Here is a 16550-nt window from a genome sequence, read left to right as displayed (position 1 = left end):
GATGCGCCGTGACTCTCTTTTTTACCAACTCTTTGCCCAGCTGCCCCAAACTCTCTTTGACCTTTTGGGCAGAGACACGCCTCAGGGGTATCGTTTTGACTCCGTGGAGCTGAAGCAAACGGCCTTTCGCATAGATGGCGTCTTCGTACCCCCTGACCCCTCGGGAATAGTCTATTTCTGTGAGGTGCAGTTTCAGCGCGATAACAGCTTCTACGAGCGCTTCTTTGCAGAAATCTTTCTCTACTTGCGGCTGTATCGCCAGACCTTCTCTGATTGGCAAGCGGTGGTTATTTATCCCAATCGCCAAGCAGAACAAGAGTGTTTTGAGCCGTATCAATTGTTAGTGAATAGCGATCGCCTGCATCGGGTCTATCTGAATGAATTGGGGTCACTTGAGGCATTGCCATTGAGCCTAGCGCTGATGCAACTCACCGTGTTACCCGAAGCAGAGATGCCGACAGCAGCACGGTTGCTGGCAGAACGCACTCGCACAGAGGCAGTGCCAAGGCCAGAAGTCATAATGGAGTTAATCACCACCATTGTGTTGTACAAGTTTACGGAGCTGAGTCGGGAGGAGGTGCTGCGTATGCTGGGGTTTACCACGGAAGAGTTGAAGCGGACGCGGTTTTATCGGGACGTCTATGCTGAGGTACGGGAAGAGGTCTACGCTGAGGTACGGGAAGAGGTATTACAGCAGGGACTGCAGCAAGGATTACAACAGGGATTGCAACAAGGGCTGCAACAGGGATTGCAGCAGGGATTACAACAGGGATTACGGCAGGGAGAGACTCTTGTTGTTTTACGCCTCCTAAAGCGGCGGTTTGGCGAGTTACCAGCTGGCCTTGAGGAGCGCATTCGCCAGCTTTCGCTTCATCAAATTGAAGCTCTGGCAGAAGCCCTCTTGGACTTTACGACCCTTGAGCAAGTCTCTGCTTGGCTAGAGCGCTCCACCTAGCCCATGCGCCGTGACTCTCTTTTTTACCAACTGTTTGCCCAGCTGCCCCAGACCCTCTTTGACCTTTTGGGCATAGACACACCGCAGGGGTATCGTTTTGAGTCCGTGGAGCTGAAGCAAACGGCTTTTCGCATTGATGGCGTCTTCGTACCCCCTGACCCCTCGGGAATAGTCTATTTCTGTGAGGTGCAGTTTCAGCGCGATAACACCTTCTACGAGCGCTTCTTTGCAGAAATCTTTCTCTACTTGCGGCTGTATCGCCAGACCTTCTCTGATTGGCAAGCGGTGGTTATTTATCCCAATCGCCAAGTGGAACAAGTGTCCTTTGAACCCTATGAGGTGTTGGTGAATAGTCATCGCCTGCATCGGGTCTATCTGAATGAACTCGGGTCACTTGAGGCATTGCCATTGAGCCTAGCGCTGATGCAACTCACCGTGTTACCCGAAGCAGAGATGCCGACAGCAGCACGGTTGCTGGCAGAACGCACTCGCACAGAGGCAGTGCCAAGGCCAGAAGTCATAATGGAGTTAATCACCACCATTGTGTTGTACAAGTTTACGGAGCTGAGTCGGGAGGAGGTGCTGCGTATGCTGGGGTTTACCACGGAAGAGTTGAAGCGGACGCGGTTTTATCGGGAGGTCTATGCTGAGGTACGGGAAGAGGTCTATGCTGAGGCACGGGAAGAGGGCTTACAAGAGGGGCGAGCACAAGGGCTAGAAGAAGGACGACAGGAAGGATTGCAACAGGGAGAGACCCTTGTTGTTTTACGCCTCCTAAGACGGCGGTTTGGCGAGTTACCAGCTGGCCTTGAGGAGCGCATTCGCCAGCTCCCTGCCTATGAGATTGAAGCCTTGGCAGAGGCTCTCTTGGACTTCACTGCCCTAGAGGAAGTGTTTGCGTGGCTAGAGCGCTCCAGCTAGCCCATGCGCCGTGACTCCCTTTTTTACCAACTCTTTGCCCAGCTGCCCCAGACCCTCTTTGATCTCTTGGGCAGAGACACGCTTCAGGGGTATCGTTTTGAGTCCGTGGAGCTGAAGCAAACGGCTTTTCGCATTGATGGCGTCTTCGTACCCCCTGACCCCTCGGGAATAGTCTATTTCTGTGAGGTGCAGTTTCAGCGCGATAACACCTTCTACGAGCGCTTCTTTGCAGAAATCTTTCTCTACTTGCGGCTGTATCGCCAGACCTTCTCTGATTGGCAAGCGGTGGTTATTTATCCCAATCGCCAAGTGGAACAAGTGTCCTTTGAACCCTATGAGGTGTTGGTGAATAGTCATCGCCTGCATCGGGTCTATCTGAATGAATTGGGGTCACTTGAGGCATTGCCATTGAGCCTAGCGCTGATGCAACTCACCGTGTTACCCGAAGCAGAGATGCCGACAGCAGCACGGTTGCTGGCAGAACGCACTCGCACAGAGGCAGTGCCAAGGCCAGAAGTCATAATGGAGTTAATCACCACCATTGTGTTGTACAAGTTTACGGAGCTGAGTCGCGAGGAGGTGCTGCGCATGCTGGGGTTTACTACTGAGGAACTGAAGCGGACGCGGTTTTATCGGGAGGTCTATGCTGAGGTACGGGAAGAGGTCTATGCTGAGGCACGGGAAGAGGGCTTACAAGAGGGGCGAGCACAAGGGCTAGAAGAAGGACGACAGGAAGGTCGGCAGGAAGGATTGGAGCAGGGATTGCAACAGGGAGAGACCCTTGTTGTTTTACGCCTCCTAAGACGGCGGTTTGGCGAGTTACCAGCTGGCCTTGAGGAGCGCATTCGCCAGCTCCCTGCCTATGAGATTGAAGCCTTGGCAGAGGCTCTCTTGGACTTCACTGCCCTAGAGGAAGTGTTTGCGTGGCTAGAGCGCTCCAGCTAGCCGATGCGCCGTGACTCCCTTTTTTACCAACTCTTTGCCCAGCTGCCCCAGACCCTCTTTGATCTCTTGGGCAGAGACACGCTTCAGGGGTATCGTTTTGAGTCCGTGGAGCTGAAGCAAACGGCCTTTCGCATAGATGGCGTCTTCGTGCCCCCTGACCCCTCAGGAACCGTCTATTTCTGTGAGGTGCAGTTTCAGCGCGATAACAGCTTCTACGAACGCTTCTTTGCAGAAATCTTTCTCTACTTGCGTCTGTATCGCCAGACCTTCTCTGATTGGCAAGCGGTGGTTATTTATCCCAATCGCCAAGCAGAACAAGAGTGTTTTGAGCCGTATCAATTGTTAGTGAATAGCGATCGCCTGCATCGGGTCTATCTGAATGAATTGGGGTCACTTGAGGCATTGCCATTGAGCCTAGCGCTGATGCAACTCACCGTGTTACCCGAAGCAGAGATGCCGACAGCAGCACGGTTGCTGGCAGAACGCACTCGCACAGAGGCAGTGCCAAGGCCAGAAGTCATAATGGAGTTAATCACCACCATTGTGTTGTACAAGTTTACGGAGCTGAGTCGGGAGGAGGTGCTGCGCATGCTGGGGTTTACTACTGAGGAACTGAAGCGGACGCGGTTTTATCGGGACGTCTATGCTGAGGCACGGGAAGAGGTTTATGCTGAGGCACGGGAAGAGGCCTATGCTGAGGTACGGGAAGAGGTATTGCAGCAGGGATTACAGCAGGGAGAGACTCTTGTTGTTTTACGCCTCCTAAAGCGGCGGTTTGGCGAGTTACCAGCTGGCCTTGAGGAGCGCATTCGCCAGCTTTCGCTTCATCAAATTGAAGCTCTGGCAGAAGCCCTCTTGGACTTTACGACCCTTGAGCAAGTCTCTGCTTGGCTAGAGCGCTCCACCTAGCCCATGCGCCGTGACTCTCTTTTTTACCAACTGTTTGCCCAGCTGCCCCAGACCCTCTTTGACCTTTTGGGCATAGACACACCGCAGGGGTATCGTTTTGAGTCCGTGGAGCTGAAGCAAACGGCTTTTCGCATTGATGGCGTCTTCGTACCCCCTGACCCCTCGGGAATAGTCTATTTCTGTGAGGTGCAGTTTCAGCGCGATAACACCTTCTACGAGCGCTTCTTTGCAGAAATCTTTCTCTACTTGCGGCTGTATCGCCAGACCTTCTCTGATTGGCAAGCGGTGGTTATTTATCCCAATCGCCAAGTGGAACAAGTGTCCTTTGAACCCTATGAGGTGTTGGTGAATAGTCATCGCCTGCATCGGGTCTATCTGAATGAACTCGGGTCACTTGAGGCATTGCCATTGAGCCTAGCGCTGATGCAACTCACCGTGTTACCCGAAGCAGAGATGCCGACAGCAGCACGGTTGCTGGCAGAACGCACTCGCACAGAGGCAGTGCCAAGGCCAGAAGTCATAATGGAGTTAATCACCACCATTGTGTTGTACAAGTTTACGGAGCTGAGTCGGGAGGAGGTGCTGCGTATGCTGGGGTTTACCACGGAAGAGTTGAAGCGGACGCGGTTTTATCGGGAGGTCTATGCTGAGGTACGGGAAGAGGTCTATGCTGAGGCACGGGAAGAGGGCTTACAAGAGGGGCGAGCACAAGGGCTAGAAGAAGGACGACAGGAAGGATTGCAACAGGGAGAGACCCTTGTTGTTTTACGCCTCCTAAGACGGCGGTTTGGCGAGTTACCAGCTGGCCTTGAGGAGCGCATTCGCCAGCTCCCTGCCTATGAGATTGAAGCCTTGGCAGAGGCTCTCTTGGACTTCACTGCCCTAGAGGAAGTGTTTGCGTGGCTAGAGCGCTCCAGCTAGCCCATGCGCCGTGACTCCCTTTTTTACCAACTCTTTGCCCAGCTGCCCCAGACCCTCTTTGATCTCTTGGGCAGAGACACGCTTCAGGGGTATCGTTTTGAGTCCGTGGAGCTGAAGCAAACGGCCTTTCGCATAGATGGCGTCTTCGTGCCCCCTGACCCCTCAGGAACCGTCTATTTCTGTGAGGTGCAGTTTCAGCGCGATAACAGCTTCTACGAACGCTTCTTTGCAGAAATCTTTCTCTACTTGCGTCTGTATCGCCAGACCTTCTCTGATTGGCAAGCGGTGGTTATTTATCCCAATCGCCAAGCAGAACAAGAGTGTTTTGAGCCGTATCAATTGTTAGTGAATAGCGATCGCCTGCATCGGGTCTATCTGAATGAATTGGGGTCACTTGAGGCATTGCCATTGAGCCTAGCGCTGATGCAACTCACCGTGTTACCCGAAGCAGAGATGCCGACAGCAGCACGGTTGCTGGCAGAGCGGACTCGCACAGAGGCAGTGCCAAGGCCAGAAGTCATAATGGAGTTAATCACCACCATTGTGTTGTACAAGTTTACGGAGCTGAGTCGCGAGGAGGTGCTGCGCATGCTGGGGTTTACTACTGAGGAACTGAAGCGGACGCGGTTTTATCGGGACGTCTATGCTGAGGCACGGGAAGAGGTTTATGCTGAGGCACGGGAAGAGGCCTATGCTGAGGTACGGGAAGAGGTATTGCAGCAGGGATTACAGCAGGGAGAGACCCTCGTTGTGTTGCGCCTCCTAAGACGGCGGTTTGGCGAGTTACCAGCTGGCCTTGAGGAGCGCATTCGCCAGCTCTCTCCCCCTCAAATCGAAGCATTGGCAGAGGCTCTCTTGGACTTCACTGCCCTAGAGGAAGTGTTTGCATGGCTAGAGCGCTCCAGCTAGCCGATGCGCCGTGACTCTCTTTTTTACCAACTGTTTGCCCAACTACCCCAGACCCTCTTTGACCTTTTGGGCATAGACACGCCTCAGGGGTATCGTTTTGAGTCCGTGGAGCTGAAGCAAACGGCCTTTCGCATGGATGGCGTCTTCGTGCCCCCTGACCCCTCAGGAACCGTCTATTTCTGTGAGGTGCAGTTTCAGCGCGATAACAGCTTCTACGAGCGCTTCTTTGCAGAAATCTTTCTCTACTTGCGTCTGTATCGCCAGACCTTCTCTGATTGGCAAGCGGTGGTCATTTATCCCCATCGCCAAGCTGAACAAGTGTCCTTTGAACCCTATGAGATGTTGGTGAATAGTCATCGCCTGCGGCGGGTGTATCTGAATGAATTGGGGTCACTTGAGGCATTGCCATTGAGCCTAGCGCTGATGCAGTTGATGGTGGTACCTGAAGCAGAAATGCCGACAGCAGCACGGTTGCTGGCAGAGCGGACTCGCACAGAGGCAGTGCCAAGGCCAGAAGCCATAATGGAGTTAATCACCACCATTGTGTTGTACAAGTTTACGGAGCTGAGTCGCGAGGAGGTGCTGCGCATGCTGGGGTTTACTACTGAGGAACTGAAGCGGACGCGGTTTTATCGGGACGTCTATGCTGAGGCACGGGAAGAGGTTTATGCTGAGGCACGGGAAGAGGCCTATGCTGAGGTACGGGAAGAGGTATTGCAGCAGGGATTACAGCAGGGAGAGACCCTCGTTGTCTTGCGGCAGTTAAGACGGCGGTTTGGCGATTTACCAACTAGTCTTGAAGAGCGCATTCGCCAGCTCTCTTCCCCTCAAATCGAAGCTCTGGCAGAAGCCCTCTTGGACTTTACGACTCTTGAGCAAGTCTCTGCTTGGCTAGAGCGCTCCAGCTAGCCGATGCGCCGTGACTCTCTTTTTTACCAACTGTTTGCCCAACTACCCCAGACCCTCTTTGACCTCTTGGGCAGAGACACGCCTCAGGGGTATCGTTTTGAGTCCGTGGAGCTGAAGCAAACGGCCTTTCGCATGGATGGCGTCTTCGTGCCCCCTGACCCCTCAGGAACCGTCTATTTCTGTGAGGTGCAGTTTCAGCGCGATAACAGCTTCTACGAGCGCTTCTTTGCGGAAATCTTTCTTTATCTGCGGCTGTATCGCCAGACCTTCTCTGACTGGCAAGCGGTGGTCATTTATCCCCATCGTCAAGTGGAACAAGTGTCCTTTGAACCCTATGAGGTGTTGGTGAATAGTCATCGCCTGCGGCGGGTCTATTTGAATGAACTTGGGTCACTTGAGGCATTGCCATTGAGCCTAGCTCTGATGCAGCTCACCATGTTACCCGAAGTAGAAATGCCGACAGCAGCGCGGTTGCTGGCAGAGCGCACTCGCATAGAGGCGGTTCCAAGGCCAGAAGCCATAATAGAGTTAATCACCACCATTGTGTTGTACAAGTTTACGGAGCTGAGTCGGGAGGAGGTGCTGCGCATGCTGGGGTTTACGACGGAAGAGTTGAAGCGGACGCGGTTTTATCGGGACGTCTATGCTGAGGCACGAGAGGAAGGGTTGCAACAGGGATTGCAGCAGGGATTACAACAGGGATTACAGCAGGGAGAGACCCTTGTTGTTTTACGCCTCCTAAGACGGCGGTTTGGCGAGTTACCAGCTGGCCTTGAGGAGCGTATTCGCCAGCTCCCTGCCCATGAGATTGAAGCCTTGGCAGAGGCTCTCTTGGACTTCACTGCCCTAGAGGAAGTGTTTGCATGGCTAGAACGCTCCAGCTAGCCGATGCGCCGTGACTCCCTTTTTTATCAACTCTTTGCCCAGCTGCCCCAGACCCTCTTCGACCTTTTGGGCAGAGACACACCGCAGGGGTATCGCTTTGACTCCGTGGAGCTGAAGCAAACGGCCTTTCGCATGGATGGCGTCTTCGTGCCCCCTGACCCCTCAGGAACGGTCTATTTCTGTGAGGTGCAGTTTCAGCGCGATAACAGCTTCTACGAACGCTTCTTTGCAGAAATCTTTCTCTACTTGCGTCTGTATCGCCAGACCTTCTCTGATTGGCAAGCGGTGGTCATTTATCCCCATCGCCAAGCTGAACAAGTGTCCTTTGAACCCTATGAGATGTTGGTGAATAGTCATCGCCTGCATCGGGTCTATCTGAATGAACTCGGGTCACTTGAGGCATTGCCATTGAGCCTAGCGCTGATGCAACTCACCGTGTTACCCGAAGCAGAGATGCCGACAGCAGCACGGTTGCTGGCAGAGCGCACTCGCATAGAGGCGGTTCCAAGGCCAGAAGCCATAATAGAGTTAATCACCACCATTGTGTTGTACAAGTTTACGGAGCTGAGTCGGGAGGAGGTGCTGCACATGCTGGGGTTTACTACTGAGGAACTGAAGCGGACGCGGTTTTATCGGGACGTCTATGCTGAGGTACGGGAAGAGGTCTATGCTGAGGTACGGGAAGAGGTATTGCAGCAGGGATTACAGCAGGGATTGCAACAGGGATTGCAACAGGGAGAGACCCTTGTTGTTTTACGCCTCCTAAGACGGCGGTTTGGCGAGTTACCAGCTGGCCTTGAGGAGCGCATTCGCCAGCTCTCTCCCCCTCAAATCGAAGCATTGGCAGAGGCTCTCTTGGACTTCACTGCCCTAGAGGAAGTGTTTGCATGGCTAGAGCGCTCCAGCTAGCCGATGCGCCGTGACTCCCTTTTTTATCAACTCTTTGCCCAGCTGCCCCAGACCCTCTTCGACCTTTTGGGCAGAGACACACCGCAGGGGTATCGCTTTGACTCCGTGGAGCTGAAGCAAACGGTCTTTCGCATTGATGGTGTCTTTCTGCCCCCTGACCCCTCAGGAACCGTCTATTTCTGTGAGGTGCAGTTTCAGCGCGATAACAGCTTCTACGAGCGCTTCTTTGCAGAAATCTTTCTCTACTTGCGTCTGTATCGCCAAACCTTCTCTGATTGGCAAGCGGTGGTTATTTATCCCCATCGCCAAGCTGAACAAGTGTCCTTTGAACCCTATGAGATGTTGGTGAATAGTCATCGCCTGCATCGGGTCTATCTGAATGAACTCGGGTCGCTTGAGGCATTGCCATTGAGCCTAGCGCTGATGCAGCTCACAGTGTTACCCGAAGCAGAGATGCCGACAGCAGCACGGTTGCTGGCAGAGCGGACTCGCACAGAGGCGGTTCCAAGGCCAGAAGCCATAATAGAGTTAATCACCACCATTGTGCTGTACAAGTTTACGGAGCTGAGTCGGGAGGAGGTGCTGCGCATGCTGGGGTTTACGACGGAAGAGTTGAAGCGGACGCGGTTTTATCGGGACGTCTATGCTGAGGTACGGGAAGAGGTCTATGCTGAGGTACGGGAAGAGGTCTATGCTGAGGCACGGGAAGAAGGTCGACAGGAAGGGCGACAGGAAGGGCGGCAGGAAGGGTTGCAACAGGGAGAGACCCTCGTTGTGTTGCGGCAGTTAAGGCGGCGGTTTGGCGAGTTACCAGCTGGCCTTGAGGAGCGCATTCGCCAGCTCCCTGCCCATGAGATTGAAGCCTTGGCAGAGGCTCTCTTGGACTTCACTGCCCTAGAGGAAGTGTTTGCATGGCTAGAGCGCTCCCCCTAGCCCATGCGCCGTGACTCCCTTTTTTATCAACTCTTTGCCCAGCTGCCCCAGACCCTCTTCGACCTCTTGGGCAGAGACACACCGCAGGGGTATCGCTTTGACTCCGTGGAGCTGAAGTAAACGGCCTTTCGCATGGATGGCGTCTTTCTCCCCCCTGACCCCTCAGGAACCGTCTATTTCTGTGAGGTGCAGTTTCAGCGCGATAACAGCTTCTACGAGCGCTTCTTTGCGGAAATCTTTCTTTATCTGCGGCTGTATCGCCAGACCTTCTCTGACTGGCAAGCGGTGGTCATTTATCCCCATCGTCAAGTGGAACAAGTGTCCTTTGAACCCTATGAGGTGTTGGTGAATAGTCATCGCCTGCATCGGGTCTATCTGAATGAATTGGGGTCGCTTGAGGCGTTGCCATTGAGCCTAGCGCTGATGCAGCTCACAGTGTTACCCGAAGCAGAGATGCCGACAGCAGCACGGTTGCTGGCAGAGCGGACTCGCACAGAGGCGGTTCCAAGGCCAGAAGCCATAATAGAGTTAATCACCACCATTGTGCTGTACAAGTTTACGGAGCTGAGTCGCGAGGAGGTGCTGCGCATGCTGGGGTTTACGACGGAAGAGTTGAAGCGGACGCGGTTTTATCGGGACGTCTATGCTGAGGTACGGGAAGAGGTCTATGCTGAGGTACGGGAAGAGGTCTATGCTGAGGTACGGGAAGAGGTCTATGCTGAGGCACGGGAAGAAGGTCGACAGGAAGGGCGACAGGAAGGGCGGCAGGAAGGGTTGCAACAGGGAGAGACCCTCGTTGTGTTGCGGCAGTTAAGGCGGCGGTTTGGCGAGTTACCAGCTGGCCTTGAGGAGCGCATTCGCCAGCTCTCTCCCCCTCAAATCGAAGCATTGGCAGAGGCTCTCTTGGACTTCACTGCCCTAGAGGAAGTGTTTGCGTGGCTAGAGCGCTCCAGCTAGCCTAGGCATCATAAATCGCTGGTTGGAACAGTTGAAAAATTGTGTTTTTGATCTTTAAGTATGATTGCTGTGCGCAACAATCCGCAAAATTGTCTGGAGGCTGAAATTTTTTACTAAGGAAAAACCATACTAATTACTAGCCTATTTCAGATCTTCAGATCTATCGATATAACTAGTGGTAGGTTACTGCTCCCGTGCGTTGACTAGGTGCCCCTATGAAAAAGAATGACCGACGCTTTGGCCTCTCAAAACGGCAGTATCGCAAATTGACCCAAGCAATTCGTCATTTGCTTTACCAGCTGCGCCTCTGGATACGGCGACGGCTGGCACCCCTAGGGAGAGGGGGGCGGCAACTGCAGTTTGGGCGCCGGGGGTTTGTGTTGCCGACGGCGGTGATTGTGTTGGTGGTGCTGACATTAACGGTGGCAGCACTGATGATCCGCACGCTGAATCGCACCGCAGAGGTGGGGGGGCAACGGCAGACCATCCAAGTTTTGAATGCCACTGCACCGGCCATTGATAGGGCACGTGCCAAGCTAGAGTACTTCTTTAACCAAGATCCGCTGCGTCCGAATGGGGTGCCGGGGGAAGAAACCATTGAACAGATTATTGGCAATCGGCTAGAGACCACCCGCAACCCCGACCCCTATACGATGGCTGACGAGCAGCGGATTGATATTAATGGCGATGGGCAGGTGGATAATGCTTGGGTGTTTCAACCCACTAGTGACTCGATCGTGGCCTACTCGATCTTGATGCGGCGACCGAGCAATGCGCAACTCGATCAATCGGATGCGCAAAAAGCTGGTCAATTGATCACCCGCAGTCGGCCAATGGGGATTACTGAACTGGGGAATCAGTGTAGTGATCTGGGCGGCGCCGCAGGCCAACAGGTGGAAGTGGGCTGGGATGAAGTGGGCAGTGCTATTTTGCGCAAGAACTTTCAAATTAATGCCTTTGTTTATGAAAACCGCAATGGTGGTCAGGCGCTGTCGACGATTGAGTTTGTGCAGGAACGCCAAATGGAGCGGGGCAATAAATGGGGGGCATGGTTCCGCAATGATTTGGAGATTTTTCCGGGGCCGGTGTTTCGCTGGAATGGGGCACTGCACACCGAGGGGAGTGTCTTTTTGACGGGTGGTACTGGTTTCACCGCCTATCTGATTAGCGCGCCGAAGTCCTGTGTTTATACCCGCGCGGCTTCAGAGATTACGGCAACGGAAATCCGCAACCCAGAAACCAATGAGATTGAATTCCAAGGCCAATTTATGGCGGGGAGCTTGCGGGATAACAACACCAATGCGCCAAATGTTTACATTCACTCTTACCGCGAGCCGCCCAGTGCCCCCTACACCACTGAGGATGCGAATCCACCTGCTCAAAACGTCAGGTTTACGGCGGAGCGGGACTCTGTAAAGGATGGTCTGAACCCCGCGGATGTCGCTCTCAACCCAGTGGCTATTGTGACCGAAGACCGCAGTCGGGCGCGCGGGAGTGATCCAACCAATGTGACGGTACGGGATACTGCACAGAATGATACTGATACTAACTACTGGTCGAATCAGTTTTATGTGCAGCAGGGGCGCTTTGACAATAAAACCCAACCTAAGCCCTACGTGGATGATACGTACCGCGCTGATGACCGCTATGGCCCTAAGCCCGTGTATGACGTCAAGATGCCTGCTTCTGATCCGCTGCGGCAAATTCCGCCAGGCGCTAAGGTGGGCGACCCGATTGAGGGGCGCGATCTGCTGACTCGTAATGTTGCCCCCTCCGACAGCCAAAATAAACGGGAGGATTTGGGACTGGATGGCTACTGGGAGCGGCGGGCACGCCAAGAAGGCCTACGAATCATTGTGGGAGAACGCTTGGAACTGGGCGAACCTCTTTATCCACCTGCGGGTAATACCGCTAGTAACAGTCGCCGCAACGAGTTTTATCAGCACCGCACGCTGCGGGATGATTTGGCGGCCGTGCAGGCCACAGCCATTTATCACTACAAAGCGAGGGGAACAACGGTTGACTCCACTATTCCCGATCCGTTTACGGAGCCTTATCCGGGGCAAAACACAGGGGGCTATGAGCCGATCGCCTGCTTGGCGACTACTCACCACCACGGCACACCGCAAACTGCCCTGCGCAGCATCATGTTCAACCAGTACGATGGCATTCAGGGCTTGCCCCCTAACTTCCGCTTCTTTGACTTCTTTACCGGGCGCGGCACCAATGGTTGGGAGTTTCAGCCTCCTAATTTCAACAGTCCAGAGATGCAACAAGCGATGCGGAACCTCGTGGCCTATGCGAGTGATGGTGTGGATGGGGCGTTTCCGCCCAAACAGGAAATAGGGGGAACCACAATTCACCCCAATCCTGCCAAGACCCGTGCTGGGAATTTCTCGAACCTTGCCCGCGCGCTTCAACTCCTAGAGCAAAGAGGCAGCTTGAGCGCTCTAAGCTTGGCCGATCAAAGTACAATCCACACCGCAGGCTGTATGTTGGGAATGCTGGCTCATAGCGTGAATACCCTTGAAAATCTAAATTACCAAAACCTCAACCTGAGTGATCTGAATAATGCGATCGGCAATTTGCGTGACGGGAATCGAGACAATGGTGAAGTGATTTTCAATAGTTCTACCATCGAGGTCTATCGCAAGGGCGTTAACCCTGATTACCCATTGAGGTATCGCTTGAAAGATGGGGAGGACTATCTGAAGTCAGATGCCTACATCACCGCCCTAGTTAACAACTGGAATCAGCGCCCGCTGCCAGAAGACCCTAATAATGATGATGATAAACTAGCACGCTTAGCACGCCTGATTGCCCTCACGGAGCAGGTGAAATATGACCTTAATCCACAAGAAGGGTACACGTGTGGAATTCCTAATGGGTATAGCAACTTGCGGGAGGCTTTTTGCGCAGAATACCAGCGATATCCAGCGTTGCGGAAGATCTTCAACCCGCCGCAGGGGAGGCCGTCTGTAACTCCGGGTGATATTAAAGCAAACCCACGTATGAATCCAACAGATTTCCTTACCCCTACCGAGCCAGCTACTGGGACTCTAGTGAATAATATCCGCTATCCCAGCCGCCTGAATCAAATCATTGGCTTTGACGGCAATGCTCGCAATGTCGCTTTCCTTGATAACACCCTCTTCAATGGTCGTGAAGAGATGGCGGTGCGGGAAATGGATATTGACCTTGACCTGCTGCGGCGCAGGACTATTGGTGGGGATACATGGCTGCCGATGGGGGGCATTGTCTATGCCTTCCGGGAGGATGCAGTGCGCGAAGATGGCATTGCCCGACCTGCCATTACAGGTCAAAACTGGATGAATACTAATCCCAGCAATCCTCATGATCCCATCCGAGCCGCCAACGGCATTTCGACAAAACCAGTGGATTTCTTTGCGGATCCAATGCGGCGACCCAATGGCTTTCGATTGTGGAATGGCCGGCGCCTTGACCGCCAAGGAATTCCTGCCGAGAAGAATATCGCTGGTCTCTCCTTTATCAGCGATAACCCCGTGTATATTCAGGGGAACTTTAACCTCCACAGTACCAACGGCACAACAAACAATCTGGAGGAATTTACCACAACCCTAGACGCAAACTGGAGCAACTTCTATAGCCGTAATACGCTCGATAATCGCTTTGCTCGGCCTAACTCCGACACTTGGCGACCCGCAGAAATCCTCGGGGATGCGGTGACGATTCTCTCTGACAGTTTCTGCAATGGCTCTGCCAATGATTATTTTGCTCAGGCTTACAACGATGATATTCAAAGGCTTGACAACAACTCCCCTGAAAACCTCGCCACAAACTATGTGCAAAACACTGGAAGTGACGCACGGGTTAACAACGGCAACAATCCTGGCCAAATCTACCTGACCTGTGCCAACGCCAACAATGCAAACCTGCGCACCTCTTTCTTGAATGCCAACCGTCCTAGTGAGGACTTACCTAGCAATACAGTTTGGCTGCGGGAAAGTCCCTTTGATCCCAGTTCACCGATTTATGTGGATGGTAATGGCACGCCTCGGGTCATCCAGAACTCTCAACCGGAACCCTACAACGGCAACTTCTATACGTTTAACGATCCTCGCTCTCGCAACAGTGCTCAAGCTACCCAAGTCAATGCGGTAATCATCAGTGGCACGGTGCCTTCGCGACCGACCCAATCCTATGGCGGCATGCACAACTTCCCGCGTTTTCTGGAGGGATGGGGTAACCTTACCATTCAGGGATCCTTTATTCAACTCAACTTCTCGACCCAAGCCACCGCCCCCTTTGACCAAGACCAGTGGGAAATTTCCAACGATTCTGATTCTCGCTGCCGCGATGTCAACACCGCCTTCAATTGTCCAGCGCAATCTGTAGAGTTAATTCAGTACTACGGAGCGCCGACTCGGCGTTGGGGCTATGACGTGGGTCTGCAGCTGGCACCGGCAGGGCCAGTGGCACGGCGATTTATTACCCCAGGGCGGCAACGCAATGAATTCTACACTGAGCTGCGTGCCGACGATCCCTATATCCTACGCCTACGCTGTGCCCAACGTCCTGACGGTAGTGGACGAGTTGATCCAACGGTGTCTAATTGTTCTGCCTAACGATGGAGGTGAGTTCGATGATTCGGCAATTGCAGCGGCTGCAGCCAGCCAATGGGGGGCTGACCTTGGTGGAGTGTTTGATTGCCATTCTGGTGGTGAACCTCTCTGTGGCCATGTTGGCCGCACCGCTGCTGTTGGTGGCGGCTACCCGCTTGCGCAACGATCGCATTAACCAAGCCACAGAGATTGCCCGTGGCGAGTTGGATCGGCTGCGGGTGATGATGGAGCAGGGCATCGACATTCGCGAAGACAGTGGCCTGCTGCCTCCTGCAAGCACTGTTGGCGCCTCCGTGAGTAATCCTTCAGTCCTCTCTAGGCAAGCCCCGCCCACCAGTCTGACAAGCTGCAACTTGCCCAACAATGCCACCACGGCCTGCGAGCGGCAGCTGAACAATGCCCGCTTTGGGGTGCAAATCTATCGCGGTACCATGATTACCGACGCTGCCCGCAGGGTCTTGGCTTACCCAGTGCAGGTGCGGGTCTATAGCGCTGCAGCCTTGCCGATGGAGCCAGAGAGCAACCCCGACCCTATTGAGCCAGAAGCGGTGATGATGACCAGCAGCATTGTGGGTGCCGAAAGACGGCCCTTGGCGGTGTTGACAACGGTGCTGCTGCGCAGTGACTCCGCTGAAACCCTGCCGCTGATGGCTGTGCCGGAGGGAGATGGCGGTTCAGGTTCTGGTTCATAAGGTGTTGTTGTCGCAAAGAGGAGAGGTTGCAATGAAACTGCTGGGTTGGTGGCGGCGGCGATCCAAGGGCTTTACGATTACCGAGATTCTGGTTTCCTTGGTCATTGCTGGGGTGATCACCGCCTCCTTAGGCTCAATTTTAATCGACATGATCCAAACCGAAAGCCGCGAGGCTGCTTTGAATCAGCTGCGCCAAGACCTCAAGGCGACGCTGGATGTGATCAGTACGGATCTGTCCCAGGCGGTGTTTGTCTATAACGGCAACTGCTTAGCTGGCAGCGGCTCCTGTGGCGATACCTCCCGCCCCGAGCCCCTGACAAACTACCTGCCTGACTTTCCAAGTACCATGCGGCCGGTGTTGGCGATGTGGATTTTGGAGCCCTTTCCCTACTACCAAAACCAACTGGGGTATGCCCGATTCGTCATGCCGCGGGATTGCTCAAGGGTATGGTCAACAGATCAGGCAAATGCGAAAGCACACTGCGAAGAGCTGAGAAGTGGCCGCCGCAGTTATACCTTGGTGGTGTATTACATTGATACCGCTCGCCAGTCCTTTTGGTCACCGGAATCGGATTGGCAGGGGCAGGCACGACTCGTGCGCTACCAACTGCGCAAATATAAGGAAGCGGCGAGGGCTAGTGATGCTAACTACGACTGGCTGGGGATTAACCAGGGGTATGTTGACCCTACAGGAAAGACCAACTTTGCCCGCTGGCCAATTGATGTGCAAACTGGTGCCAATCTGCAATCTAGTCGCCCTGTCAAAAACATTGAGGGCTATCTACGGGTCACCGATTTGACGGTGGTCACAGACTTTATTGATACTGACACCAGTATGCCAAGGCCAGACTGCCCAACGGGGACAATTCGCACTCCCCGAGACACCAGTGATGCGCCGGCACCGGCAGGCTTTTTTGCCTGTGTGCAAGAGCGCGGCTCAAGCTTTAATGCCGCCACCTTTGTTTATCTGCGGGGCAATCCCCAGGGCTTGCCGGGGATCCGTGAAGAAGATATACAAAATCGGCCCGTGCTGACCACCACGGTGCTGAGCCGTTCGGTGCAAGGAAAAGTTCCCAATTTTTAGCTAACCGCCTAAGGAAA

13 protein-coding genes and 1 pseudogene are annotated in these 16550 nt (G+C 53.8%); all 14 read left to right on the top strand.

Annotated elements, in window-relative coordinates:
- Position 1 precedes the first annotated feature (1 nt).
- The 14 genes and pseudogenes from RHH27_RS07705 to RHH27_RS07640 all read left to right on the top strand — a co-directional run bounded on the left by RHH27_RS07705 (position 2) and on the right by RHH27_RS07640 (position 16533).
- Complete coding sequence (locus RHH27_RS07705) at positions 2 to 955, top strand: Rpn family recombination-promoting nuclease/putative transposase (RefSeq protein WP_302677966.1); 954 nt, start codon at positions 2 to 4, stop codon at positions 953 to 955.
- A gap of 3 nt (positions 956 to 958) precedes the next feature.
- Entirely contained in the window at positions 959 to 1876 is a 918-nt protein-coding gene (locus RHH27_RS07700) for an Rpn family recombination-promoting nuclease/putative transposase (protein WP_302677963.1), read from the top strand.
- Between the two features lie 3 nt (positions 1877 to 1879).
- Positions 1880 to 2821: an Rpn family recombination-promoting nuclease/putative transposase gene (locus RHH27_RS07695; RefSeq protein ID WP_310742720.1), complete on the top strand. Its 942-nt coding sequence runs from the start codon at positions 1880 to 1882 to the stop codon at positions 2819 to 2821.
- Positions 2822 to 2824: 3 nt separating this feature from the next.
- Positions 2825 to 3730, top strand: a complete 906-nt coding sequence (locus RHH27_RS07690) for an Rpn family recombination-promoting nuclease/putative transposase (protein WP_302677964.1) — start codon at positions 2825 to 2827, stop codon at positions 3728 to 3730.
- Positions 3731 to 3733: 3 nt separating this feature from the next.
- The gene (locus RHH27_RS07685; protein WP_302677963.1) at positions 3734 to 4651 is read left to right on the top strand and encodes an Rpn family recombination-promoting nuclease/putative transposase; all 918 of its coding nucleotides are present in this window, start codon (positions 3734 to 3736) and stop codon (positions 4649 to 4651) included.
- A gap of 3 nt (positions 4652 to 4654) precedes the next feature.
- Positions 4655 to 5560 carry an Rpn family recombination-promoting nuclease/putative transposase gene (locus RHH27_RS07680; RefSeq protein WP_302677962.1) on the top strand — a complete coding sequence of 302 codons (906 nt, stop codon included), beginning with the start codon at positions 4655 to 4657 and terminating at the stop codon, positions 5558 to 5560.
- Positions 5561 to 5563: 3 nt separating this feature from the next.
- The gene (locus RHH27_RS07675) at positions 5564 to 6469 is read left to right on the top strand and encodes an Rpn family recombination-promoting nuclease/putative transposase (RefSeq protein WP_302677961.1); all 906 of its coding nucleotides are present in this window, start codon (positions 5564 to 5566) and stop codon (positions 6467 to 6469) included.
- A gap of 3 nt (positions 6470 to 6472) precedes the next feature.
- A complete protein-coding gene (locus RHH27_RS07670) occupies positions 6473 to 7354 on the top strand; it encodes an Rpn family recombination-promoting nuclease/putative transposase (protein WP_302677960.1) in 882 nt (293 codons plus the stop codon).
- Between the two features lie 3 nt (positions 7355 to 7357).
- The gene (locus tag RHH27_RS07665) at positions 7358 to 8263 is read left to right on the top strand and encodes an Rpn family recombination-promoting nuclease/putative transposase (RefSeq protein ID WP_302677959.1); all 906 of its coding nucleotides are present in this window, start codon (positions 7358 to 7360) and stop codon (positions 8261 to 8263) included.
- 3 nt (positions 8264 to 8266) lie between these two features.
- Positions 8267 to 9196 (top strand): Rpn family recombination-promoting nuclease/putative transposase, encoded by a 930-nt coding sequence (locus RHH27_RS07660; protein ID WP_302677958.1) that lies wholly within the window; start codon positions 8267 to 8269, stop codon positions 9194 to 9196.
- A 3-nt stretch (positions 9197 to 9199) separates the two neighbouring features.
- Positions 9200 to 10153: pseudogene (locus tag RHH27_RS07655) on the top strand (Rpn family recombination-promoting nuclease/putative transposase).
- Positions 10154 to 10368: 215 nt separating this feature from the next.
- Positions 10369 to 14760 carry a hormogonium polysaccharide biosynthesis protein HpsA gene (gene hpsA / locus RHH27_RS07650; protein ID WP_302677957.1) on the top strand — a complete coding sequence of 1464 codons (4392 nt, stop codon included), beginning with the start codon at positions 10369 to 10371 and terminating at the stop codon, positions 14758 to 14760.
- Between the two features lie 17 nt (positions 14761 to 14777).
- Positions 14778 to 15449, top strand: coding sequence for a hypothetical protein (locus RHH27_RS07645; protein ID WP_302677956.1), 672 nt, complete (start codon positions 14778 to 14780; stop codon positions 15447 to 15449).
- A 31-nt stretch (positions 15450 to 15480) separates the two neighbouring features.
- Positions 15481 to 16533: a type II secretion system protein J gene (locus RHH27_RS07640; protein WP_302677955.1), complete on the top strand. Its 1053-nt coding sequence runs from the start codon at positions 15481 to 15483 to the stop codon at positions 16531 to 16533.
- The last annotated feature ends 17 nt before the right edge of the window (positions 16534 to 16550 follow it).

This window comes from Thermosynechococcus sp. PP555 (assembly GCF_031583225.1).
GTDB lineage: Bacteria > Cyanobacteriota > Cyanobacteriia > Thermosynechococcales > Thermosynechococcaceae > Thermosynechococcus.
The sequence above is the reverse complement of the archived record's forward strand: the minus strand, read 5'-3'. Positions and strand labels throughout refer to the sequence as shown.

Bases quoted from the DNA above. Each gene is read 5' to 3' on its own strand.
- RHH27_RS07645 (WP_302677956.1), top strand. From the start codon at position 14,778: ATGATTCGGCAATTGCAGCGGCTGCAGCCAGCCAATGGGGGGCTGACC.
- RHH27_RS07670 (WP_302677960.1), top strand. From the start codon at position 6,473: ATGCGCCGTGACTCTCTTTTTTACCAACTGTTTGCCCAACTACCCCAG.
- RHH27_RS07685 (WP_302677963.1), top strand. From the start codon at position 3,734: ATGCGCCGTGACTCTCTTTTTTACCAACTGTTTGCCCAGCTGCCCCAG.
- hpsA (WP_302677957.1), top strand. From the start codon at position 10,369: ATGAAAAAGAATGACCGACGCTTTGGCCTCTCAAAACGGCAGTATCGC.
- RHH27_RS07675 (WP_302677961.1), top strand. From the start codon at position 5,564: ATGCGCCGTGACTCTCTTTTTTACCAACTGTTTGCCCAACTACCCCAG.
- RHH27_RS07690 (WP_302677964.1), top strand. From the start codon at position 2,825: ATGCGCCGTGACTCCCTTTTTTACCAACTCTTTGCCCAGCTGCCCCAG.
- RHH27_RS07640 (WP_302677955.1), top strand. From the start codon at position 15,481: ATGAAACTGCTGGGTTGGTGGCGGCGGCGATCCAAGGGCTTTACGATT.
- RHH27_RS07700 (WP_302677963.1), top strand. From the start codon at position 959: ATGCGCCGTGACTCTCTTTTTTACCAACTGTTTGCCCAGCTGCCCCAG.
- RHH27_RS07660 (WP_302677958.1), top strand. From the start codon at position 8,267: ATGCGCCGTGACTCCCTTTTTTATCAACTCTTTGCCCAGCTGCCCCAG.
- RHH27_RS07680 (WP_302677962.1), top strand. From the start codon at position 4,655: ATGCGCCGTGACTCCCTTTTTTACCAACTCTTTGCCCAGCTGCCCCAG.
- RHH27_RS07705 (WP_302677966.1), top strand. From the start codon at position 2: ATGCGCCGTGACTCTCTTTTTTACCAACTCTTTGCCCAGCTGCCCCAA.
- RHH27_RS07665 (WP_302677959.1), top strand. From the start codon at position 7,358: ATGCGCCGTGACTCCCTTTTTTATCAACTCTTTGCCCAGCTGCCCCAG.
- RHH27_RS07695 (WP_310742720.1), top strand. From the start codon at position 1,880: ATGCGCCGTGACTCCCTTTTTTACCAACTCTTTGCCCAGCTGCCCCAG.